The following is a 22896-nucleotide window of genomic DNA, read 5'->3' as shown; positions in this document are numbered from 1 at the left end:
GGAGAAAACGACCATGAGCACTCCCACCGCAGACCTCGCCGCTCAGGGCGTCAGCATCTGGCTCGACGACCTGTCGCGTCAGCGCATCCAGTCCGGCAACCTCGCCGAGCTGATCGAGTCGCGCGACATCTCGGGCGTGACCACGAACCCGACCATCTTCGCCGGCGCCCTGTCCCAGGGCGAGGCGTACGAGGGTCAGGTCAAGGAGCTCGCCGCCGCCGACGCGAGCGTCGACGAGGCCATCTTCTCGATCACCACCGACGACGTCCGCGACGCGTGCGACATCTTCCTGCCCGTCTTCGAGGCCACGAACGGGGTCGACGGCCGCGTGTCGATCGAGGTCTCCCCCGACCTCGCCCACGACACCGAGGGCACGGTCGCGCAGGCGAAGGACCTGTCGGCGCGGGTCGACCGTAAGAACGTCCTCATCAAGATCCCCGCGACCAAGGCCGGCCTGCCCGCGATCACCGAGGTCATCGGCACGGGCATCTCAGTCAACGTCACGCTGATTTTCAGCCTCGAGCGCTACGAAGAGGTCATCGACGCGTACCTCGCCGGTGTCGAGAAGGCGCAGGCCGCCGGGCACGACATCTCCACCCTGCAGTCGGTGGCGTCGTTCTTCGTGTCGCGCGTCGACACCGAGATCGACAAGCGCCTCGCCGCGATCGGCACCGACGAGGCCGCCGAGCTGAAGGGCAAGGCGGGCATCGCCAACGCCCGTCTGGCCTACGAGCTGTACGAGAAGAAGTTCTCCGAGGACCGCGCCAAGAAGCTCCTGGATGCCGGCGCCACGGTGCAGCGTCCGCTCTGGGCCTCCACGGGTGTCAAGGACCCGGCCCTGCCCGACACGCTCTACGTGACCGAGCTCGTCGCCCCCGGCACCGTCAACACGATGCCCGAGAAGACGCTCGAAGCCACCTTCGACCACGGCGTGATCACCGGCGACACGGTCACCGGTGCGTACACCGAGGCTCACGAGGTCTTCGACCGGCTCGCCGCCGCGGGCGTCGACGTCGCCGACGCGACCCAGACGCTCGAGGACGAGGGCGTCGAAAAGTTCATCGCCTCATGGCACGAGCTGCAGGACACCGTCAAGACCGCCCTCGACGCGGGAAGCGCCCAGGCGGCGAAGTGAGCTTCGCCGTCAAGGTCACGGGCCACGTCAAGTCGGTCGTCGACGCCGAGCTCCCCGGCCTGACCGGATCGCTCGTCGCGTCGGGCATCACCGCCGGCGACGCGAGCCTGTGGGGCGCGGCTGCCGAAGACGAGGCCTCTCGTCGGCTCGGGTGGGTGCGGGCGGTCTCCGTCTCGCGCCCGCTCGTGCCCGAGATCACGGCCCTGCGCGACGAACTCGTCGCGCAGGGCGTGACCCGTGTCGTGCTGGCCGGCATGGGCGGGTCGTCCCTGGCCCCCGAGGTCATCGCGCAGTCGTCGGGTGTGCCGCTGGTCATCCTCGACTCCACCGCCCCGGGTCAGGTGCTCGCCGCCATCGACGGCGCCGCCGAATCGGGCGGACTCGCGCAGACCGTGCTCGTCGTGTCGAGCAAGTCGGGATCGACGATCGAGACCGACTCCGCCAAGCGGGCCTTCGAGGTCGCCTTCCGCGACGTCGGCATCGACCCGACCGGGCGCATCGTCGTGGTGACCGACCCGGGCTCCCCGCTCGAGCAGTCGGCCCGCGCCGACGGCTACCGCGTGTTCCTCGCCGACCCCGAGGTCGGGGGGCGCTACTCGGCCCTCACCGCCTTCGGGCTCGTCCCCGCCGGGCTCGCCGGGGTCGACATCGACGACCTGCTCGACGAGGCCGACGCCACCCTGCTCGAGGTGGCCATCGACTCCCCCGAGAACCCCGCCCTCGTGCTCGCCGCCGCCATCGCCGGCGGTGGTGCGCACCGTCGCGACAAGCTCGGTCTCGTCACCGACGGCAGCCACATCATCGGTCTGCCCGACTGGATCGAGCAGCTCGTCGCCGAGTCCACCGGCAAGGACGGCACCGGCATCCTGCCCGTCGTCCTCCTCCCCGTCTCGCCCGAGCTCGACGCGAAGCCCGACGACCTCCAGGTCGTGCGCTTCGTCGACGACGCCGACGCGTTCCACCTGTTCGAGCGGCACACGGGCGAGGTGCTCGTGAGCGGTTCGCCGGGCGCGCAGTTCGTCGTCTGGGAGTATGCGACCGCGATCGCGGGCCGCATGCTCGACATCGACCCCTTCGATCAGCCCGACGTCGAATCGGCGAAGGAGGCGACCCGGGGCCTGCTCGAGGCCCGGCCCGCCCCCACCGCTCCGGCGTTCGTCGCCGACGGCGTCGAGGTGCGCGTCTCCGACGCGTCGCTCGCCGAGAGCGGTACCGTCGCGGGCGTGCTCGCGGCGCTGTGGGCCCGCGTTCCGGCCGACGGGTACGTCAGCGTCCAGGCGTACGTGAACCGGCTCGAGCTCCCCCAGCTGTCGGGGCTCCGCGAGCTCGTCGCGGCCGACAGCGCTCGCCCCACCACCTTCGGGTGGGGCCCGCGGTTCCTGCACTCCACCGGGCAGTACCACAAGGGCGGACCCGCCACCGGCGTGTTCCTCCAGATCACCGAACGCACCGACGTCGACCTCGAGATCCCGGGGCGGCCCTTCACGTTCGGACAACTCATCCAGGCACAGGCCGCGGGAGACGCGAGCGTGCTGGCGGAGGCGCATGGCCGTCCCGTCGTCACGCTGACGCTGACCGACCCGCAGGTCGAGGTGCTCTCACTCTTCGAGGCGGCACAGTAAGCATGGTCGTAGAGATCACACCGGGTCACAATCCTCTGCGCGATCCCGAGGATCGCCGACTCAACCGCATCGCGGGGCCCAGCGCGCTCGTGATCTTCGGCGTGACGGGCGACCTGTCGCGCAAGAAGCTCATGCCGGCCGTCTACGACCTCGCCAACCGCGGGCTTCTTCCCCCCGGATTCGCGCTCGTGGGCTTCGCCCGCCGCGACTGGGAGGACCAGGACTTCGCGAAGGTCGTGTACGAGTCCGTCAAGAAGTACGCGCGCACGGAATTCCGCGAGGAGACGTGGAAGGAGCTCCTCGAGGGCATCCGCTTCGTGCAGGGCGAGTTCGACGACCCCGAAGCGTTCGCGCGGCTGCGCGACACCGTCGACAAGCTCGACACCGAGCGCGGCACCATGGGCAACCACGCCTACTACCTGTCGATCCCGCCGAAGGCGTTCCCGCTGGTCACCACCCAGCTGAAGGCCTCGGGCCTGGTGGGCGACAAGGCCGAGGACACCTCCGGCTGGCGCCGCGTCGTGATCGAGAAGCCCTTCGGGCACGATCTGGCCTCGGCTCGCGAGCTGAACGAGGTCGTCGAGAGCGCGTTCCCGGCCGACTCGATCTTCCGCATCGACCACTACCTCGGCAAAGAGACGGTGCAGAACATCCTCGCGCTGCGCTTCGCGAACGAGCTGTACGAGCCGATCTGGAACCGCAACTACGTCGACCACGTGCAGATCACCATGGCCGAGGACATCGGCGTGGGCGGTCGCGCCGGGTACTACGACGGCATCGGCGCCGCACGCGACGTCATCCAGAACCACCTCCTGCAGCTGCTCGCGCTGACAGCGATGGAGGAGCCCATCAGCTTCAACGCCGCGGATCTCCGCGCCGAGAAGGAGAAGGTGCTCGCCGCCGTCCGGCTGCCCGAGAACCTGGCCGAGGCCACCGCGCGCGGCCAGTACGCCGGCGGATGGCAGGGCGGGGAGAAGGTGCTCGGCTTCCTCGAGGAAGACGGCATGAACCCCGAGTCCGTCACCGAGACGTACGCGGCGATCAAGCTCGAGATCAACACGCGCCGCTGGTCGGGCGTGCCGTTCTACGTGCGCAGCGGAAAGCGCCTCGGACGCCGCGTGACCGAGGTCGCGGTGGTGTTCAAGCGGGCGCCGCAGCAGCTGTTCTCCCGCAGCCAGACGCAGGAGCTCGGACAGAACGCCCTCGTCATCCGTGTGCAGCCCGACGAGGGCGTCACGATCCGCTTCGGCTCCAAGGTCCCCGGCGACGGCACGCAGGTGCGCGACGTCACGATGGACTTCGGTTACGGCCACGCCTTCACCGAGGCCAGCCCCGAGGCGTACGAGCGCCTGATCCTCGACGTCCTGCTGGGCGACCCGCCGCTGTTCCCGCGGCACGAAGAGGTCGAACTCAGCTGGAAGATCCTCGACCCGATCGAGGAGTTCTGGGCCGCAGAGGGCGGTCCGCTCGAACAGTATTCGCCCGGGTCGTGGGGGCCGGCATCCGCCGACGAGCTCCTCGCCCGCGACGGCCGCACCTGGAGGCGCCCGTGATCATCGATCTGCCCGACACCACCGTCAGCGCGATCTCGAAGAGCCTCGTGAGCGTGCGCGAAGAGGGCGGCGCCGTCGCCCTCGGACGCGTGCTCACGCTCATCATCATCACGCACCACGGCGCCGAAGAAGAGGTCATCGAGGCCGCGAACGACGCCTCGCGCGAGCACCCGATGCGCGTCATCGCCGTGCTGTTCGGCGATGAGGACGAGGAGCCCCGTCTCGACGCGCAGATCCGCGTCGGCGGCGACGCGGGCGCGAGCGAGGTCGTGGTGCTGCGCGCCCACGGCGCGGCGGCCTCGAACGCCGAGAGCCTCGTCACGGGACTGCTGCTGCCCGACGCCCCGGTCGTGGCCTGGTGGCCCGCCGAGGCGCCGGAGAACCCGTCGCGCTCGGCCATCGGCCGCATTGCCCAGCGCCGTATCACCGACGCCTCGTCGCAGGCCGACCCCGCCGGCTGGGTCGCGCAGCTCGGTGAGCACTACGCCCCGGGCGACACCGACTTCGCCTGGACGCGCGTGACCCGCTGGCGCGAGCAGCTGGCCGCCGTGCTGGATCAGCCGCCGTTCGAGCCGGTGACCGCCATCGAGGTGCGCGGTGCCGCCGACTCGCCCTCCACCGCGCTGCTGGCGGCGTGGCTCGGCATGAAGCTCGAGGCCCCCGTCGACTACGCGTACCTGCCCGCCGACGAGTGGGCGAGCGGCATCAAGTCGGTGCGTCTGACGCGACCGAGCGGCGACACGCTGCTTGAGCGCCCCGAGGCCGGCATCGCGGTGCTGACCCAGCCCGGTCAGCCCACGCACGACCTCGCCTTCCCCCGACGCACCCTGCGGGAGTGCCTGGCGGAGGAGCTGCGTCGCCTCGACCCCGACCTGCTCTACGGGCGGGTCATCACCGAGGGCCACGATCTGCTGCTCGCGGCGAGCGAGAAGGACGCGTCATGACCGACAACGGCTCGGCCAAGCGCGTCATCATCAAGCACGACGCCGACGCCCTCGCCGATTACGTCGCGACGCGCTTCATGAACCGGATCGTCAAGCGCGTCACCGAGGGCAAGCGCATGCACGTCTGCCTCACCGGCGGGACGATGGGCGGAGCGGTCCTGCGCACCGCGGCGCGCGATGCGCGCGTCGCCGACGTGGACTGGTCGCTCGTGCACTTCTGGTTCGGCGACGAGCGGTTCGTGCCGCGCGACTCCGACGACCGCAACGAGAAGCAGGCGCGCGAGGCCTTCCTCGACCACCTCGACATCCCGGCCGAGAACATCCACGCGGTCGCCTCCAGCGACGACGGTCTCGACCTGGATGCCGCGGCGATCGCCTACGCCGACGAGCTCGCTCAGTTCGCCCCCTCCGACCGCAGCGAGACCGGCCCCTGGCCGTCGTTCGACATCTGCTTCCTCGGCGTCGGCCCCGACGCGCACATCGCCTCGCTCTTCCCCGACCGTCCCGAGATCTCGGTAACCGACCGCGCCACCGTGCCCGTCCGGGACTCGCCGAAGCCGCCGAGCGACCGCGTGTCGCTGACTCGCCCGGTCATCAACTCGTCCAAGCGCGTGTGGATGGTCATCGCCGGGGCCGACAAGGCGGCCGCCCTCGGCCTCGCCCTCGCCGGGGCGAGCTACCAGAGCGTCCCCGCGGCCGGCGCCAAGGGCCGTCGGCGCACGGCGTTCTTCGTGGACGAGGTGGCCGCCGATCAGGTGCCGCCGCAGCTCATCGATCGCGAGTACTGACGCTCCGACGGCGCGGGGATCCGACGGGAACATCGACGGCGCGAGGGGCTCGGATGCGCGGCATCCGGGCCCCTTTCGGGTTCTCGACGAGAAATCGTCCGGCTCTTGTCTTCGCCGACGCGGCGGCCTACCCTTCCTGCAGGGGGGCATCCTGAGCCGGCGCGACGATCGCGATCGTCGCTCCTCGGCTCACGCTAGAGGGAGCGTTCGGATGCCAATCGTCGGTTGTCAACGAGAACTGCAGGTCGCGGCGAGCCTGATCGGTTCCGGAAGCGGTGCGGCAGGACTCTTCGTCGGAGACATCGCGTCGGGGAAGACGACGCTCGCGCGCGAGATCGCCGCGCGACACGGCGGCGTCCTGCTCACCGCGAGCCCGAACGAGCGGATGTGGCCGCTCTCGGGGCTCACGGCGGTGATTTCGGCGCTGGACGACGTCCGCAGCGCGGCCGTGGACACCGTCATCGCACGCGGACGTGACTGGCCGGAGCATCTGATCGCCGAGGAGGTGAGCCGCACCCTGCACCTGCTGCGCGCCGACCCGTGCCTGGTCGTGATCGACGACCTCGACGAGATGGACAGTGCGAGCATCAACGTGCTGTCCTACGTCTTCGCGCGGCTGCGCGGTACCGGGGTGAGCGTCATGGCGACGATCGGCACGTTCGAGGGCCGGCATGACTTCGCGGGACTGCTGCAGACCCGCATCCGCCGTCTGTCGTTCGCGGAGTCCGTCGAGCTCGCCGGACACGTGCTCGGCCCCGGCGCGGCGCGCGCCGTGCTGCACGTGGTCGCCGAGCTGACGGCGGGCGACCCCGGCATCCTGACGGCCCTGCGACTGACACCCGCCGAGGTCACCGGCGAAGATCCTCTGGCCCTGCCCCTGCGCGTCGTCGATCCGGCCTCGCACCGACGGCCGCGGAACGACCGCCAGCACGATCCGCGTCTGTCGGCCCTTCTCGACCTGCTCGCCGTCGGTCCCGTCTACGCCATGGACAGGCTGCGCGACACGGCCCGCGCCGACGGCGTCGACGTCGAGGACCTGCTGGAGGACGGCACCGTCGTCGTGCACGGCGAGCTCGCGCGCATCGCCGACACGGCCCACCGGCTGAGGAGGCACGCCCGCCTGCGTCCGGAGCAGCGCCGCGCGTTGCACGCGCGGGCGGCGGAAGACCACGCGGTCGACTATCCGGCGACGCGGCGGTGGCACGAGAGCTTCCTGGACCCCGCCGCCGATCGGGCTCGCCTCCTGCAGGGCGCCGTCCTGCTCACGCGCGAGGACGAGGTCGTCGCCGCGGTGGAGTTCGCCGAACGCGCGCTGGCCGGCGACATCGACGAGTCGCGGCGCTGCGACCTCCTCGTCGAGCTCGGCGACGCCATGGTGCTCGACGGTCACGACCTCCTCGCTCAGCACTACCTCCGCAGGGCGGGGGTGAGCGCCGACCCCGACACCCGGCTGCGGGCGGCCATCGCCCGGCTGCGCGCCGGTGCGGTCGCCGATCACGTCGTGGACGACAGCGTGCTGGCGCACGCCGATCCACGCATCGGCGCCGACCCCGCGGCATCCGAGATGCTCCTGTGCGAGAGCGCGGCGCTGCACCTGCACCGCGGAGAGGTCGACGCGGCTGTCGCGTGCGTGGCGATGGCCATCGAGCGGGGGGTCGCGTCGACGCAGACGGCTCTGCTGGCGCGCATCGCGGATGAGATGCGAGGATGCCGCCCCCTCGGCGCTCCGCCCGACGCGGTCGGTGGGGCCGAGACGGGTGCGATCGACGTCCCCGACGACGAGACGCCCGTCGAGCAGGCGCTGCTGTGGGCGGGACTCCACCTGCTGCACGAAGAGTACCCCGCCGCACGTCGCGTCGTGCGGGCGCAGCTCGATCGGTCGCCGCGGATCGCACCGATGTGGAGGGAGCACCTGCTGCGGCAGTCGGTCGCGATCGACGTGCGTGCCGGCGACCCGGAGTCCGCGCAGGAGGCGGTGACGGCCTGGCGACGCGAGTGGATCCCCGGGCGCAGCTCCGACGCCGCCAGTACCCTCGTGCTGGCGGCCGCGGCTGCGCTGCAGTCGCCACCCGTCGGCGCCGAGGACCTCGTCCGGCAGGGCCGGGAGCGCGCTCGGCGGGAAGGCGCGACCGCGCTGTTGCCGTGGTTCGACGGCGTCGAGGGATCCGTCTTCCTCGCGGACGGCCGATACACCGAGGCCGTCGACCTCCTGTGTGCGGCACGGACGGCGGCCTCCGGGGCCGACCCGGCCATGATGCGCACCCAGGCCGATCTCGTGGAGGCGCTGTGGCTCGCCGGGCGACACGCCGAAGCCCGCCGCGAGCTCGAGCGCTTCGAGAGCGATGCGGCGGCGGCGCCGCCCCGACGGTGGACGATCCTCGCGCTCGCACGGTCGCGGGCCGTGTGCGTCTCCGACCGCGACGGTCTCGAGGCGTTCCGTGTCGCGGAGGGCGTCTTCCGCAGCGACGACGCCCCGCTCGAGCACTCCCGCCTGCGTCGCGCGCGCGAGCGCTGTCTCCCCCGGGACGCCGCGTCCGCCCTGCGCCCCCTCATGCCGGCCACGGGCACGGGAGAGGGCAGGGGCGCGCTCACCGCCCACGAGCGGGAGATCGTCGAGCTGGTGGAGCGCGGGCTGCGCAACCGCGAGATCGCTTCGGCGCTGTTCGTCTCGCTGCGCACCGTGGAGCTGCGGCTGACGGGCATCTATCGCAAGCTCGGGGTGACCTCGCGCGTGCAGCTCGTCGGCCGGTTGCGCGGCGCGGTCGGCTGACCGCGGCGGAGGCGTCGGTCCGGACACCCGCACGCCTGAGCTCAACGGCCCGCGCGACCTCCCGCTACGCCGCGAGCCCCGCCGCCCTCCGGCCGCGACGGGTCTGCGCCGACGTCGGGCGCGCGGCCGCGCGTCGGTCGGGGCTGCGCCAGCGCCCGTCGGAGGGGCGCCCCCACGCGGCGCTCAACGCGCGCAGACAGAGAACGGCATCCCACACGCGCATGAGGGGATACAGCAGCATCACCGGCCGTGGGCGCGTGCGCGACACGAGACAGGCGAAAACGCTCATCACCAGATCGACGAACACGAATCCGATCAGAAGGGGCACCAGCGGCACCTGCGCCGCCACCTCCCCCGCGATCGCGGCCTCCTCGCCGGTGCCGAGCGCGCTCATCGCTGCCGCGACGGCCGCAAGCACCAGCAGGGGCAGGATCGCCACGAGCACGAGGCTCGATACGACGGTCTCGAACGCGAACACGTCCACCGACAGCCAGAAGAGCCCGCGGTGGAACCCGTGGCGACGCAGCGTCTGCCAGAAGCCGAGGCTCCACCGTCGCACCTGGGCGGAGTAGTCCCGCAGCACCGCGGGATCCTGGGTCTCGGCGATCGCGCACGCGGGGTGGAAGGCGATGCGTCCGAGTCTCTTCGCGTGCACCTCGAAGGTCATGTTGAAGTCCTCGATCGACAGACCCGGGGCATCGATGTCGATGCGGTCGAGGACGTCGGTCCGATAGAGGCTCGCGAACCCGGGCACGATCGCGACGGCATCCGCTCCCGCGGCCGCCTGACCGAATTTGTGCAGGTACTGCGTGCAGAGATACGTGCGCTCGCGGTAAGCGGTCAGGAAGCGTCCCATCCGGGTGCTCGGCGTGTCGGTCGAGGTGGTCGCGCGACCGGCCACGGCGACGACCCCGTCGTCGGTGAACAGGGGCAGCGCGGTGTGCAGGTAGTCGGGCCGGGGCCGCGAATCGGCGTCGAGGAGGAGGAGCAGGGGGAAGCGGTCCGCGATGCGGAAGCGTTCCAGTCCGGCGCGGATCGCCCCCGCCTTGCCGCGATTGGGCGAAAGGTCCCAGGCGGTCGCCCCCGCGGCACGCGCGCGCGCGACCGTGTCGTCTCGCGACCCGTCGGAGACGACGAAGACGTTGCGTGCAGGAACGAGTCGGCGGGCCGCCCGCACCGCATCCGCGATCACGAGCTCCTCGTCGTGCGCGGCGATCAGCACGGCGACCTCGTCGCCCCGGTAGTACATCGAGGGGGTGAGAAGGCCCGGCTTGCGGTTCCGCTCGACCACGAGACGGACCACGGCGACGGTCCCCCAGACCAGGGTCGAGGCACCGACCGTGCAGACGGCGACGATGATGATGAGCGCCACGGTCATGGCTTCCCCTCTCCGAGGCGACGGTCCGGACGGTGGCCCGGGAGCTGCCGCGGGCGCCGGCGAGCGGCATCCCTCGATCCGCTTCCGGGTCGCGGATCGGTCCCGACGGTACGCCGGAACGGGCTCGGCGCACCCGGTGCGGACCGCACTCGCCCTTGCGGTTCCCCGCATATCGCGGTGCGGGCGGCGGAACCCCGCACGATCGATCGGCGACTCTTGACCCCGATGTCGGCGACGCAGCAACGTGGGCCGCGGATCAGCGCCGACACCCGATCGATCGGCCGCCTCCCACCCCGCAGCACCCGAATCGTCCGAGGGGGCCTGGCCCCCCATCGCCCCCTCGGACCCCGTCGTTGGAGGATGAAGATGTCCACACTCGATGTGCGAGCCGAAGCGGTCACCGTGTCTCCGCCCTCGCCCGCCCCCGTCCCGCCCCGGTTCGACTTCGACGTCGCGATCGTGGGCCTGGGGTACGTGGGACTGCCGACGGCACTGGCGTATCACGCCAGCGGCTCGCGCGTCCTGGCGCTCGACGTGTCGTCGCGCCGTCTTCGGACGATCGCCGCCCGCGGGGCCGACCTGATCGACAGTGACAGGCAGCGCCTGGATGCCGCGCTGCGGCGCCCGGGCGACTTCCGTCTGACCGGTGACGTGACCGAGCTGTCTCGGGCGGCCGCCATCGTCGTGTGCGTCCCCACGCCGGTGGACCACCAGCAGGTCCCCGACCTCGCTCCCCTGCGGGCCGCGTGCGCCACCGTCGTCGCCGCGGCCCGCCCGGGGCAGCTCGTCATGCTGACCTCCACCACCTACGTCGGCTGCACGCACGACCTCGTCGAGCAGCCGCTGCGCGAGCGGGGGTTCGAGATCGGCCGCGACGTCTTCGTCACTTTCAGCGCCGAGCGCATCGACCCCGGCAACGTCGGCTTCGCGCAGGAGGTCGTCCCGCGCGTCGTGGGCGGCGCCACGCCCCGCTGCGAGGAGGAGGGAGCCCGGTTGCTCTCGCGCTACGCCGCCCGGGTGCACCGGGTGTCGAGCCTGGCGACGGCGGAGATGACGAAACTGCTCGAGAACACCTTCCGCGCGGTCAACATCGCCCTCGCCAACGAGTTCGCCGACATCTGCGGCGCCCTCGACGTGCCCGTCACGGAGGTGATCGAGGCGGCGAGCACGAAGCCCTACGGGTTCATGGCGTTCTACCCCGGCCCGGGCGTGGGCGGGCACTGCATCCCGTGCGATCCGCACTACCTCCTGTGGCAGCTCAAGGCCCTGCACGTCGACGCCGGTGTCATCACCGAAGCCATGACGCGCATCGCTGCACGCCCGCGCCGGGTCGTCGAACGCATCCGCGACGTGCTCGGCCGTGCCGGCAAGGGCACACTGGGGGCCCGCGTCCTGGTCGTCGGGGTGACCTACAAGCCCGACGTCGCGGACCTGCGCGAATCGCCCGCCCTCGAGATCATCGACCACCTGCTCGACGTCGGCGCCGAGGTGCAGTACGTCGACACCCACGCCCCGCACATCCACCTCGACTCCGGTCGCGAGCGCGACTCTTTGGCCGATCCCGGCGCCTTCCACCCCGACGTCGTGCTCGTGCACACCCGACACCACGACAGCGACCTGGCGTGGCTCGACGGCGACGCGCTCGTGGTCGACGGCACCTACCGCAGCACCGACATCGCGGGGCGGGTGCTGCTGTGAGCGGGGTCCCGGTGTTCCCGCCGTCCGCGGGAGGCCGCACGCGCACGCTCGTCACGGGAGGCGCCGGCTTCGTCGGCAGCCACCTCGTCGAGCACCTCCTCGCCGCCGGCGACGAGGTCGTCGTCCTCGACGACCTGTCCACGGGCTCGGCGCGCAACCTCGCCGGCGTCGCCGACAACCCGCGGCTGGAGATGATCCACGGGTCGATCCTCAACAGCAAGACCGTCGCCCAGGCCATGCGCTCGTGCGACCGCGTGTTCCACCTCGCCGCCGCCGTCGGCGTGAAGCTCATCGTCGAGCAGCCGTTGCGGGGCCTGCGCATCAACATCCACGGCACCGAGAACGTACTGACCGCGGCCATCGAGCACAAGGCGTCGGTGCTGCTGGTGTCCACGAGCGAGGTGTACGGCAAGAACACCGCCGACCGCCTGCGTGAGGACTCCGACCGCGTGCTCGGCGACCCCCTGCTCTCGCGCTGGACCTACGCGGGCGCCAAGGGCATCGACGAGGCTTTCGCGAAGGCCTACTGCGATCAGGAAGGGCTGGACGTCGCCATCGTCCGCCTCTTCAACACGGTGGGCCCTCGACAGACGGGGCGATACGGCATGGTGCTGCCCAATCTCGTCGGCCAGGCGCTGCGCGGCCATCCGCTCACGGTGTTCGGCGACGGCCTGCAGACGCGCTGCTTCTCCGCCGTCGAAGACGTCGTCCCCGCGATGGTGCGGATCGAACGCGACCCCCGCGCGCGCGGGCAGGCCTACAACCTCGGCGGTGCGCGCGAGATCTCGATCCTCGACCTGGCCCGCGAGATCATCGCCACCCTCGACAGCCGCAGCGAGATCGAACTCGTCCCCTACGAGCAGGCCTACGCCGCCGGTTTCGAAGACATGCGTCGCCGTGTGCCCGACAACACCAAGGCGCACGACCTCGTCGGCTACGAGCCCACCACGCCGCTGACCACGACGATCATGCGCGTGGCCGCCGACCTGCTCTCGCGCGAGCGTCTCGGGTCGGATGCCATGCCCCTCGCGAGCGCCGGATCCTTCCGGGGCGTGATCTGATGTGCGGCATCACCGCCTACCACGGCCTCGCCGGCGCAGCATCCCGCGCCCGATCCGCCCTTGAGCGTCTCGAGTACCGCGGCTACGACTCCGCCGGGATCGCCGCCCGGCGGCCGGACGGCACGACCCTGCACGCGCGCACCCTCAGCGGGGTGGCGGCGCTCGCGGTCGTGACCGGGGAGCAGGCGATGGATGCCACCACCGCGGCGATCGGGCACACCCGGTGGGCGACGCACGGCGAAGTGAGCGAGGCGAACGCCCACCCTCTCGAGGACTGCAGCGGCCGCCTCTACGTCGTGCACAACGGCATCGTCGACAACGCCGACGCCCTGCGATCGCAGCTCGTCGCGGCCGGGCACCGCTTCGCCACCGGCGTCGACAGCGAGGTGATCGTCCACCTCATCGAGCAGGCGCAGCGCCCCGGGGTGGGGCTCGGCGACGCGCTCGCCGACGCGGTCGCCCAGCTCTCGGGCTCGTGGGCGGTCGTCGCCTTGGACACCCGCAGCGGCACCCTCGCGGCGACGGCGCACGGGTCGCCCCTCATCCACGCCGAGGGCGCGGGCGGCACATTCCTCGCCAGCGACGTCGGCGCGGTCGCGCCCGACGTCGCCGAGTTCCGCGTGCTCGAAGACGACGACGTGGTCGAGGTCGACGCCGCCGGCACCCGCTGGCATCGCGCCGGAGGCAGCTGCCGACCGCGCGGGCTGTGGCCCGTCCCCCGAACGGCGCTTCTGGCCAGCACCGGCCGGCACCGGGATCACATGGGCAACGAGATCGACGAGCAGCCCGCCGTGGCCCGCAGAGTGATCGAGGCCCTGGCACCGGGTATCGCCGACGGGCGCCTCTGGCACGGTCTGGGGCTGCCGTCGCTCGACGGCGTCGACCGGGTCGCCGTCCTCGGCTGCGGGACCTCGCTGCACGCCGGCCGCGCCGTGGCCGGGGTGTTCGCGCACCTCGGCGGACTGCCCACGCGCACGCTGGTGGCGAGCGAGGCGGCGCATGAGATCTGGGAGCCGCGCACCCTCGTCGTGGCGATGAGTCAGTCGGGCGAGACCGCCGATGTCCTGCGCGCCCTCGACGCCCTTCCGGCGCGCCACGGCGCGGTGCTCGCCCTGACGAACAACACCTCCTCCACCCTCGCCCGCCGCGCCGACGCGGTCATCGACTGCCTCGCCGGACCCGAGGTGGGAGTCGCGGCGACCAAGACCTTCGTCGCCCAGGTGCTGACCGGGGTGTGCGTGGCGCTCTCGGGACTCGCGTCCGCCGACCGCGGCGACTCAGCGGGCGTGGACGCCGACCTGCGCGCCCTGGCCGCCACCCCCGATGCGCTCTCCGCTGCGCTCGACGCCTGGCGCGCCCCGTGCGCCCAACTCGCCGCCGAGTACGCGCGAGCGTCGGGCTTCCTCTTCCTGGGTCGCGGCACGGGTCTCGTCTACGCCGCGGAGGGCGCCTTGAAGCTCAAGGAGTTGTCGTATCGCTGGGCGGAATCCCACGCCGCCGGCGAACTGAAGCACGGCCCGCTCGCCCTGGTGGGTGCCGGCACCCCGGTGTTCGTGGTCGACAGCGGCGATCCGCGCCTCGACGTCGACATCGCCGAGGTGACCGCGCGCGGGGGCCGTGTCATCCGGATCGGGGAACGCGTGCTGAACGTCGGCGGGGTGCCCCTGCACCTGCCCCGCACCGGGCCCTCGTGGGGTCCGCTCGAGAGCGTCATCCCCCTGCAGATGTTCGCGCGCGAGCTCGCCCTGCGGCTGCACCGCAATGTCGACAAGCCCCGCAATCTCGCCAAATCGGTGACGGTGTCGTGAGCGACGCGGTCGGTTCCCCTCGCCCCGCACGAAAGGCAGTTCCCATGCTCCGACGAGACCTCCGTTCTGAACGACGACGCCCGCCCGCGGCCCTGCGCGCGAGGGGGCGACGCGTCGTCGCCGTCCTCTCGGCCCTCGCTGTGGTGGGTGCGTCGGTCGCCCTGAGTCCCGCGCCGGTCGAAGCGGCCACCCGCACCGTGGTCAGCCTCACCTTCGACGACGCGAACGCCGACCAGCTCAACGCGCTGCCCGCCCTGCAGGCGAACGCGATGAAGGCGACCTTCTACGTCCCCTCGGGCTACATCGGCGCCGCCGGATACATGACGCGCGCCGACCTCACGACGCTGAAGAACGCGGGTCACGAGATCGGCGGGCACAGCGTCAATCACCCCGACCTTGCGCAGATCAGCGTCGACGAGGCGGCCCGGCAGATCTGCCAGGACCGCAAGAACCTCACCTCGTGGGGCTTCTCCGTCCGAAGCTTCGCGTACCCCTTTGCCTCGAGCACACCCGAGGTCGAGAAAGCCGTCGCCACCTGCGGATACAACAGCGGGCGCCTCCTCGGCGACATCCGGAGCCGCTTCGGGTGCCCCGACTGCGCCTACGCCGAGAAGACGCCTCCGCCCGATCCGTTCGCCCTGGCCGCCCTCGACCAGGTCGACGCCACCTGGACCCTCGCCGACCTGAAGCAGGGCGTGACGAACGCCGAGAAGAACGGTGGCGGGTGGGTGCAGTACACGTTCCACGACGTCTGCGACGACGCCTGCAGCGATCTCGCCGTCACGACGTCGACCTTCAGTCAGTTCCTGTCGTGGCTGAAGACCCGTCAGTCGGCGGGGACGGTCGTCAAGACCATCGGAAGCGTGATCGGCGGGACCACCAAACCCGTCGTCAACGGCCCCGGCGTGCCCGCGCCCACGGGCTCGACGAACGGCATCGTCAACCCGAGCATGGAAACGGGCGCCCCCGACTGCTGGATGCGAGGGGGCTACGGCACGAACACTCCCACCTTCAGCACGGGCTCCCCCGCCCACACCGGCAACATCGCCAGTGGCATCACGATGACCGATTACGTCGACGGCGACGCCAAGCTCCTGCCGCAGTTCGACCTGGGGCAGTGCTCTCCGACGGTGACGCCGGGGCGGTCGTACACGCTGCGCGAGTGGTACCGGGCCAGCGGGCCGACGCAGTTCGCCGTCTACCTGCGCTCCTCGACCGGAGCGTGGTCGTACTGGACGTCGAGCCCGTGGTTCGCCGCGGCGGACGCCTGGACCGAGGCCGACTGGACGACGGCTCCCATCCCGTCGGGCTATAACGGCATCAGCTTCGCGTTGACCATCTTCGGCAACGGCACGCTCCGAACCGACGACCTCGGTCTTTACGACAGCACGAGCGCCCCGCCGCTCACGGTCATGAGTGCCACGGCCCCGCTCGACACGTCGGCGCCGAAGACGCCGCAGGGTCCGCTCGAGGTGTTCCGGCCGACCGAGAGCGACGTCACGGGGTGACCCCGCGATGACACCGCGCTCGCGCGCGACGACGGCGATCGCCTTCGCGGTGGTCGCCGTCGTCGGTGCGACCGGCTGTGCGCCCGCGCTCGCGCCGCTTCCCGACACCGGCTACCCGTGGCACACGGGCATCGTCTCGACGACCTTCTGGGTCGGTGAGGTGTTCGACCCCCAGGCCTCCGACGGCAGCCAGCGCATCTCCACGTACGACTCCGACTGGCTCGGATCGTACGGAGGGTGCGACGGCGTCGTCGACGGCGACGACTGCCGCACCGAGAAGCGCACCGCCGAAAACGGGTACTTCCCCACCCGCATGACCCCCCGCGAGAATCCGTTCTACCTCGACCTGCCCTTCGACGACGTCAACGACGACGAGGGGTTCGCGACACGCGGCCAGGTCGTCCCCTGGGCCGACCGATCACCCTACGCCGCGATCGTCGACGACCGGAGCCGGAGCCTGATGAAGAACCGCTGGGTGGTCCTGCGCAAGGGCGACCGCGTCTGTTACGGACAGATCCAGGATGCCGGCCCCGGGGAGTACCGCGACAGCGCGTACGTCTTCGGTTCCGACGATCGCCGCCCCGCCAACGAGCGCTTCAACGGCGCGGGGCTGGACGTCTCCCCCGCCCTCAACGGCTGCCTCGGCTACGCCGAGCTCGACGGCGACGGCGACCGCGTCGACTGGGCGTTCGTCGACGACGTCGACGTCCCGCCCGGTCCGTGGACCGTGATCGTCACGGACTCCCCCGTCCGCTGAGCGGACGCCGTGCACGGAGAGGCGTCGTACCCACGGGCCAGCCGCCGAACACGAAAGACGTCCGCCCCGGGACGCCGAGCGAGAAACGCGTCCGCCCCCGGACGCCGCAAACGCAGAAGTTCCCGCGCGGGACTTACTGGCCGCGGCGCTCGCGCAGCTGCTGCAGGGCGTCGTCGAGCAGGGACGCGGCCTCTTCGTCGCTGCGACGCTCCTTCACGTAGGCGAGGTGCGTCTTGTAGGGCTCCGCCTTCGCCAGCGCCGGCGGGTTGGCCTTGTCGCGCCCCGCGGGCAGACCCGAGTGGGGCGAGTCGATCGTCTCGGGAATCTCGTCGTCGGGAATGCCCGCCGCGAAGTAGCGGACGGTCTCGTTGCCGAGGGCGTCCCAGTACGACACCGCGACGCGGTCCGCGTGGAAGCCGTGGTCCTGTTCGCCCATGGGGCCCGCGCCGACGCGCGAGCCACGGATGGCATTGCCGCCAGTGGCCATGTCAGATCTCCGCGAATTTGGTCAGCAGACCGAGGCCGACGATGGTGACGAACCACACCAGCGCGAGCACGATCGTGAATCGGTTGAGGTTGCGTTCGGCCAGGCCCGACGAACCGAGGGCGGAACTCATGCCGCCGCCGAACATGTCGGACAGACCGCCGCCGCGACCCTTGTGAAGCAGGATGAGCAGGGTCAGCAGGAGGCTGGTGATGCCCAGCAGCACCTGCAGGACGAACTCGAGAATCTGCACTGTCGAAAGCCTTTCGCGAGCGGCCGGGACGACCGCACGAGCGTCAAGTATACGGGGACGCGTCTGGAACGCACGGATGCCCGCGGCGCGCTGCCGCGGGCATCCGGAAGGGGCGTCAGACGCCGACGTGCTTCTGGAAGCGGATGATCGCCGCGAACTCGTCGACGACGAGGCTCGCGCCGCCCACCAGTGCACCGTCCACGTCGGGCTCGCGCATGAAGCCGGCGATGTTGCCCGACTTCACCGAACCGCCGTAGAGCACGCGGGTGCGGGCGGCCGCGTCGGCACCGAGCTTGTCGGCGACGACTGCACGAAGCTTCGCGCAGACCTCCTGGGCCTGGTCGGGCGTCGCCGCCTGGCCGGAGCCGATGGCCCAGACCGGCTCGTACGCCACGACGATGTCGGCATCCGCCGCCACGCCTTCGAGGGCGACCTCGAGCTGTCCGACCGGGACGGCGCTCGCACCGAACTTCTCGAGGTCGTCCGAGGTCTCACCCACGCAGATCACCGGCACGAGACCGTGGCGGAGCGCCGCCTGGGTCTTCGCCGCGATGACCTCGTCGGTCTCGTGGTGGAACTGCCGACGCTCGGAATGACCGATGATCACGTATTTCGCGTCGAGCTTCGCCAGGAACTGACCCGAGATCTCGCCGGTGTAGGCGCCGGAGTCGTGCGCGGACAGGTCCTGACCGCCGAGGGCGAACTCGATCTTGTCGGCGTCGAGGAGCGTCTGCACGGTGCGCAGGTCGGTGTACGGCGGGAAGACCGCGACCTCGACGCTGCCGTTCTCGTGCTTGGCCTCCTTCAACGTCCAGTGCAGCTTCTGGACGAACGCGACCGCCTGCAGGTGGTCGAGGTTCATCTTCCAGTTGCCCGCGATGAGGGGGGTTCTGTTCACTGTTGCCATCCGAGGACCTCCAGTCCGGGGAGCTTCTTGCCTTCGAGGAACTCCAGGCTGGCTCCGCCACCCGTGGAGATGTGGCCGAACTGGTCGTCGGCGAAGCCGAGCTGACGAACGGCCGCCGCGGAGTCGCCGCCGCCGACGACGCTGAGGCCGTCGACCTCGGTGAGCGCCTGGGCGACGGTCCTGGTGCCGGCCTCGAACGCCTTCATCTCGAACACGCCCATGGGACCGTTCCAGAAGACGGTGCGCGAGCCGCGGATCGCGTCGGCGAAGATCTCCGCCGTGCGCGGTCCGATGTCGAGACCGAGGCCGGAGGCACCGAAAGAGGTGTCCTCGAGGGCGTCGGCGTCGGCGACCACGTGCTCCGCGTCCGCCGAGAACGACGCAGCCACGACCGCGTCCACCGGCAGGACGATCTCGACGCCGCGCTCCTTCGCCGTGACGAGGTAGCCCTTCACGGTATCGATCTGGTCCTGCTCGAGCAGGCTCGAACCGACCTTGTGCCCCTCGGCGACGAGGAAGGTGAACATCATGCCGCCTCCGACGAGGAGCTTGTCCACGCGCGGGAGCAGGTGCTCGATGACACCGAGCTTGTCGCTCACCTTCGATCCGCCGAGCACGACCGTGTACGGACGCTCGGGGTTCTCGGTGAGGCGGTCGAGGACCTCGAGCTCCTTCTGGATGAGAAGGCCCGCGGCCGAGGGCACGAGCTGGGCGAGGTCGTAGACGCTCGCCTGCTTGCGGTGCACGACACCGAAGCCATCGGACACGAGGGCGTCGCCGAGACCGGCGAGCTCGCGTGCGAAGGCCTGACGCTCGGACTCGTCCTTCGAGGTCTCCCCCGCGTTGAAGCGGAGGTTCTCGATGACCGCGACCTCGCCGTCCTCCAGCGACGCCACGGCATCCTGAGCCGACTCGCCCACCGTGTCGCGCGCGAACGCGACCGGCTGGCCGAGCAGCTCGGACAGGCGCTGCGCGACCGGCTCGAGCGAGTACTTCGGGTCGGGCGCCCCGTCGGGGCGGCCCAGGTGCGAGCACACGACCACACGCGCGCCGGCGTTGATCAGTGCGTTGAGGGTCGGCAGCGAGGCGCGCACGCGGCCATCGTCCGTGATGACGCCGTCCTTGATAGGAACGTTCAGGTCACAACGGACGATGACGCGCGTGCCGGCCAGCGACCCCAGCGAATCGAGGGTGCGCAGAGCCATGAAGGATTACAGGCGCTCGGCGACGTACTCGGTCAGGTCGACGAGGCGGTTCGAGTAGCCCCACTCGTTGTCGTACCACGACGACACCTTGACGAGGTTGCCGCTGACGTTGGTCAGCTCCGCGTCGAAGATCGAGGAGTGCGGGTTGCCCTGGATGTCGCTCGAGACGATCGGGTCCTCGGTGTACTGCAGGATGCCGTTGAGGCGCCCCTCGGCGGCGGCCTTCTTGTAAACCTCGTTGACCTGGTCGACGGTCAGACCCTCGGTGGGGGTGACGATCGTGAGGTCGACGATCGAGCCGGTGGGAACCGGAACGCGGTACGACGAGCCGCTGAGCTTGCCGTTCAGCTCGGGCAGGACCAGGCCGATGGCCTTGGCGGCACCGGTGGAGGCGGGGACGATGTTGATCGCCGCACCGCGGGCACGGCGCAAGTCGCTGTGCGGGCCGTCCTGCAGGTTCTGGTCGGCGGTGTACGCGTGAGCGGTCATCATGAAGCCGCGCTCGATACCGAAGGCGTCGTTGAACACCTTGGCGAGGGGCGCGAGGCAGTTCGTGGTGCAGGACGCGTTCGAGATGATGACGTCGGTCTCGGGGTTGTACGTCTCTTCGTTCACACCCATGACGATGGTGGCGTCGTCACCCGTGGCCGGAGCCGAGATGAGCACCTTCTTGGCGCCGCCGGCGACGTGCTTCTTGGCGTCCTCGGCCTTGGTGAAGCGGCCGGTCGACTCGATGACGATGTCGACGCCCAGCTCGCCCCAGGGGAGGTTGGCGGGGTCGCGCTCTTCGAAGACCTTGATGGTCTTGTCGCCGACGGTGATGGAGTCTTCGGTGTACGAGACGTCCTCGGACAGCACGCCGCCCACGGAGTCGTACTTCAGCAGGTGCGCGAGGGTCTTGTTGTCGGTGAGGTCGTTCACCGCCACGATTTCGAGGTCGGCACCCTGCGCGAGAGCCGCGCGGAGGTAGTTGCGTCCGATACGGCCGAAGCCGTTGATTCCGATCTTGACGGTCACGGAATATCTCCTGAATCAGTTGTGCGCGATGAGCGCGTGATTGCGGTTTCGCTGGCGGACAACGGCGTCCCGGTGAGTGTCCCACCGGGACGCCGCACCGTTTACGACAGTACCAGCAGACCCGCGGTCTTCTCGCGGGCGGCGGCGAAGCGCTCCTGCGCATCGGCCCAGTTGGCGATGTTCCAGAACGCCTTCACGTAGTCGGCGCGCACGTTCTTGTAGTCGAGGTAGTACGCGTGCTCCCAGACGTCGAGGAGCAGCAGCGGAACGGTGCCGGCGACGATCTGGCCCTGCTGGTCGAAGAACTGCTGGATGACGAGGTTCTCCCCGATCGAGTCCCAGAACAGACCGGCCCAGCCCGAGCCCTGCACGCCGAGGGCGGCAGCGGTGAACTGCGCACGGAAGGCGTCGAACGAGCCGAACTGGTCGTCGATGGCCGACTCGAGGTCGCCGGTGGGCTTGTCGCCACCGTTGGGCGAAAGGTTCGTCCAGAAGATCGAGTGGTTGGTGTGACCGCCGAGGTTGAACGCGAGGTCCTTCTGCAGGCGGTTGATGTTGGCGAAATCGCCCTTCTCGCGCGCTTCGGCGAGGAGGTCGAGGGTCGTGTTGGCGCCGTTGACGTACGTCTGGTGGTGCTTGCTGTGGTGCAGCTCCATGATCGTCGCACTGATGTGCGGCTCCAGCGCCGAGTAGTCGTAGGGCAGTTCGGGCAGCGTGTACTTCGCCATGTTCTCTACTTCCGAATCGGGCGCCGCCGAAACCTCTCCGCCAGGACGACGAGCTGAGGGATCGCGCAGCGAGGGTGACGTCTTCATCCTATTGAGAGGTAACGCGCGGCCCACAGGGTTGCTTCCCCGCATGACGGGAGGTAGCGCCCCGGGCGCGTCGCAGAGCCGGGAGGAATGGCGAGGGCGCCGCGAAGCGGCGCGTCGAGGCGCGGCGCGCGGGCGAGCACCGCTCTCGCGGATCGGTTCAGGATGCCGTCGGTCATGGCATCCGGAGAGAACCCGTCAGTCGTCGGCGCCGACGGGGACCGCGGCCTCGGTCCCGGAGATGCCCTCGGCCTCGGCCTTCTTGTCGGCCATGGCGAGCAGGCGACGGATGCGACCGGCCACAGCGTCCTTCGTCAGCGGCGGGTCGGCGTGGTGGCCGAGCTCATCGAGGCTCGCATCGCGGTGGGCCAGGCGCAGCTCGCCCGCCTGCTGCAGGTGGTCGGGGACCTCGTCGCCGAGGATTTCGAGGGCGCGCTCCACGCGCGCGCACGCGGCGACCGCGGCCTGCGCCGAACGGCGAAGGTTCGCATCATCGAAGTTGACGAGACGGTTCACCCCGGCGCGCACCTCGCGGCGCTGGCGCATCTGGTCCCACTCCCCCGCGGTGCGGCGCGCCCCCATCTCGTACAGGGCGCCGCGGATCGCCTCGCCGTCGCGCACGACGACGCGCGGTACACCGCGCACCTCGCGGGCCTTCGCGGGGATGCCGATGCGGTGGCCCGCGCCGACGAGCGCCATCGCGGCCTCCGACGAGGGGCAGGAGATCTCGAGCGCGGCCGACCGACCCGGGTCGCTCAGCGTGCCGCTCGCGAGGAAGGCCCCGCGCCAGATGGCACTGAGGTCGGGACGCGAGCCGGTGGTCAGCTTGTTGGGCAGTCCGCGCACGGGACGACGACGCTGGTCGAGCAATCCGGTCTGCCGGGCGAGGGTCTCGCCCGCTTCGATCACGCGCACGGCGAAGTGGCCGCCGGTGCGCCCCCCGCTGCCCTGGACGTGGTGCAGCTCGGGACGTACGCCGTACAGCTCCATGAGGTCGCGGGCGACGCGGCGGGCGAGGATGTCGGAGTCCAGCTCGGCCTCGACGGCGACGCGGTTGGCGATGGAGTGCAGACCACCGGAGAAGCGCAGGAGGGCCGTGAGCTCGGCGACGCGCGCGGTCGGGCGCGGGTCGCGGACGGTGATGAGCTCGGCCTTCACGTCGGCGGTCAGGGGCACGATTCTCCTCGGGTGGGGCG

19 protein-coding genes are annotated in these 22896 nt (G+C 70.9%); 11 read left to right on the top strand and 8 right to left on the bottom strand.

The genetic code is table 11. The features are described from left to right. Nucleotides 1-13 precede the first annotated feature (13 nt). The 6 genes from tal (at nucleotide 14) to B0B15_RS08880 (ending at nucleotide 8812) form a co-directional block, all read left to right on the top strand. Nucleotides 14-1135 carry a transaldolase gene (gene tal, locus B0B15_RS08905; protein ID WP_076675362.1) on the top strand — a complete coding sequence of 374 codons (1122 nt, stop codon included), beginning with the start codon at nucleotides 14-16 and terminating at the stop codon, nucleotides 1133-1135. Next, complete coding sequence (locus tag B0B15_RS08900; RefSeq protein ID WP_076675360.1) at nucleotides 1132-2757, top strand: glucose-6-phosphate isomerase; 1626 nt, start codon at nucleotides 1132-1134, stop codon at nucleotides 2755-2757. The genes tal and B0B15_RS08900 overlap by 4 nt, the downstream gene beginning before the upstream one ends. 2 nt (nucleotides 2758-2759) lie before the next feature. Continuing rightward, nucleotides 2760-4310 carry a glucose-6-phosphate dehydrogenase gene (gene zwf / locus B0B15_RS08895; protein ID WP_076675358.1) on the top strand — a complete coding sequence of 517 codons (1551 nt, stop codon included), beginning with the start codon at nucleotides 2760-2762 and terminating at the stop codon, nucleotides 4308-4310. Further along, entirely contained in the window at nucleotides 4307-5254 is a 948-nt protein-coding gene (locus B0B15_RS08890) for a glucose-6-phosphate dehydrogenase assembly protein OpcA (RefSeq protein WP_076675357.1), read from the top strand. The genes zwf and B0B15_RS08890 overlap by 4 nt, the downstream gene beginning before the upstream one ends. Then, nucleotides 5251-6042 carry a 6-phosphogluconolactonase gene (gene pgl, locus B0B15_RS08885; RefSeq protein ID WP_076675355.1) on the top strand — a complete coding sequence of 264 codons (792 nt, stop codon included), beginning with the start codon at nucleotides 5251-5253 and terminating at the stop codon, nucleotides 6040-6042. The genes B0B15_RS08890 and pgl overlap by 4 nt, the downstream gene beginning before the upstream one ends. Before the next feature lie 211 nt (nucleotides 6043-6253). Continuing rightward, entirely contained in the window at nucleotides 6254-8812 is a 2559-nt protein-coding gene (locus B0B15_RS08880; RefSeq protein WP_076675354.1) for a LuxR C-terminal-related transcriptional regulator, read from the top strand. Between the two features lie 64 nt (nucleotides 8813-8876). On the opposite strand, the gene B0B15_RS08875 is transcribed toward B0B15_RS08880, so the two are convergent. Next, complete coding sequence (locus B0B15_RS08875) at nucleotides 8877-10190, bottom strand: glycosyltransferase family 2 protein (RefSeq protein WP_076675352.1); 1314 nt, start codon at nucleotides 10188-10190, stop codon at nucleotides 8877-8879. Between the two features lie 366 nt (nucleotides 10191-10556). On the opposite strand from B0B15_RS08875, the gene B0B15_RS08870 reads away from it, so the two are divergent. Genes B0B15_RS08870 through B0B15_RS08850 form a run of 5 tightly spaced genes read left to right on the top strand, consistent with a single transcriptional unit; the run spans nucleotide 10557 to nucleotide 17022 of the window. After that, nucleotides 10557-11888, top strand: a complete 1332-nt coding sequence (locus tag B0B15_RS08870) for a nucleotide sugar dehydrogenase (protein ID WP_083708962.1) — start codon at nucleotides 10557-10559, stop codon at nucleotides 11886-11888. Beyond that, nucleotides 11885-12949 (top strand): NAD-dependent epimerase/dehydratase family protein, encoded by a 1065-nt coding sequence (locus B0B15_RS08865; RefSeq protein ID WP_256334265.1) that lies wholly within the window; start codon nucleotides 11885-11887, stop codon nucleotides 12947-12949. The genes B0B15_RS08870 and B0B15_RS08865 overlap by 4 nt, the downstream gene beginning before the upstream one ends. Beyond that, a complete protein-coding gene (gene glmS, locus B0B15_RS08860) occupies nucleotides 12949-14757 on the top strand; it encodes a glutamine--fructose-6-phosphate transaminase (isomerizing) (RefSeq protein WP_076675351.1) in 1809 nt (602 codons plus the stop codon). Before B0B15_RS08865 ends, glmS begins: the two co-directional genes overlap by 1 nt. A gap of 44 nt (nucleotides 14758-14801) precedes the next feature. Then, nucleotides 14802-16265 (top strand): polysaccharide deacetylase family protein, encoded by a 1464-nt coding sequence (locus B0B15_RS08855; protein ID WP_076675349.1) that lies wholly within the window; start codon nucleotides 14802-14804, stop codon nucleotides 16263-16265. 7 nt (nucleotides 16266-16272) lie between these two features. After that, a complete protein-coding gene (locus B0B15_RS08850) occupies nucleotides 16273-17022 on the top strand; it encodes a hypothetical protein (RefSeq protein WP_076675347.1) in 750 nt (249 codons plus the stop codon). 133 nt (nucleotides 17023-17155) lie between these two features. Here B0B15_RS08850 and B0B15_RS08845 read toward each other — a convergent pair whose 3' ends face one another. The 7 genes from B0B15_RS08845 to whiA all read right to left on the bottom strand — a co-directional run bounded on the left by B0B15_RS08845 (nucleotide 17156) and on the right by whiA (nucleotide 22876). Beyond that, the gene (locus tag B0B15_RS08845) at nucleotides 17156-17509 is read right to left on the bottom strand and encodes an RNA polymerase-binding protein RbpA (RefSeq protein ID WP_055955187.1); all 354 of its coding nucleotides are present in this window, start codon (nucleotides 17507-17509) and stop codon (nucleotides 17156-17158) included. A gap of 1 nt (nucleotide 17510) precedes the next feature. Then, nucleotides 17511-17759 carry a preprotein translocase subunit SecG gene (secG, locus tag B0B15_RS08840; protein ID WP_056232190.1) on the bottom strand — a complete coding sequence of 83 codons (249 nt, stop codon included), beginning with the start codon at nucleotides 17757-17759 and terminating at the stop codon, nucleotides 17511-17513. A gap of 115 nt (nucleotides 17760-17874) precedes the next feature. Beyond that, nucleotides 17875-18666 (bottom strand): triose-phosphate isomerase, encoded by a 792-nt coding sequence (gene tpiA / locus B0B15_RS08835; protein WP_076675346.1) that lies wholly within the window; start codon nucleotides 18664-18666, stop codon nucleotides 17875-17877. After that, nucleotides 18654-19871: a phosphoglycerate kinase gene (gene pgk / locus B0B15_RS08830; RefSeq protein WP_076675344.1), complete on the bottom strand. Its 1218-nt coding sequence runs from the start codon at nucleotides 19869-19871 to the stop codon at nucleotides 18654-18656. Before pgk ends, tpiA begins: the two co-directional genes overlap by 13 nt. A gap of 6 nt (nucleotides 19872-19877) precedes the next feature. Continuing rightward, nucleotides 19878-20888, bottom strand: coding sequence for a type I glyceraldehyde-3-phosphate dehydrogenase (gene gap, locus B0B15_RS08825; RefSeq protein WP_076675342.1), 1011 nt, complete (start codon nucleotides 20886-20888; stop codon nucleotides 19878-19880). 101 nt (nucleotides 20889-20989) lie between these two features. After that, nucleotides 20990-21616: a superoxide dismutase gene (locus B0B15_RS08820; protein ID WP_076675340.1), complete on the bottom strand. Its 627-nt coding sequence runs from the start codon at nucleotides 21614-21616 to the stop codon at nucleotides 20990-20992. A 282-nt stretch (nucleotides 21617-21898) separates the two neighbouring features. Further along, nucleotides 21899-22876: a DNA-binding protein WhiA gene (gene whiA / locus B0B15_RS08815; protein ID WP_076675338.1), complete on the bottom strand. Its 978-nt coding sequence runs from the start codon at nucleotides 22874-22876 to the stop codon at nucleotides 21899-21901. Nucleotides 22877-22896: the final 20 nt, after the last annotated feature.

The organism is Microbacterium sp. RU1D (genome assembly GCF_900156435.1).
Classification (GTDB): Bacteria; Actinomycetota; Actinomycetes; order Actinomycetales; family Microbacteriaceae; genus Microbacterium.
The sequence above is the reverse complement of the archived record's forward strand: the minus strand, read 5'-3'. Positions and strand labels throughout refer to the sequence as shown.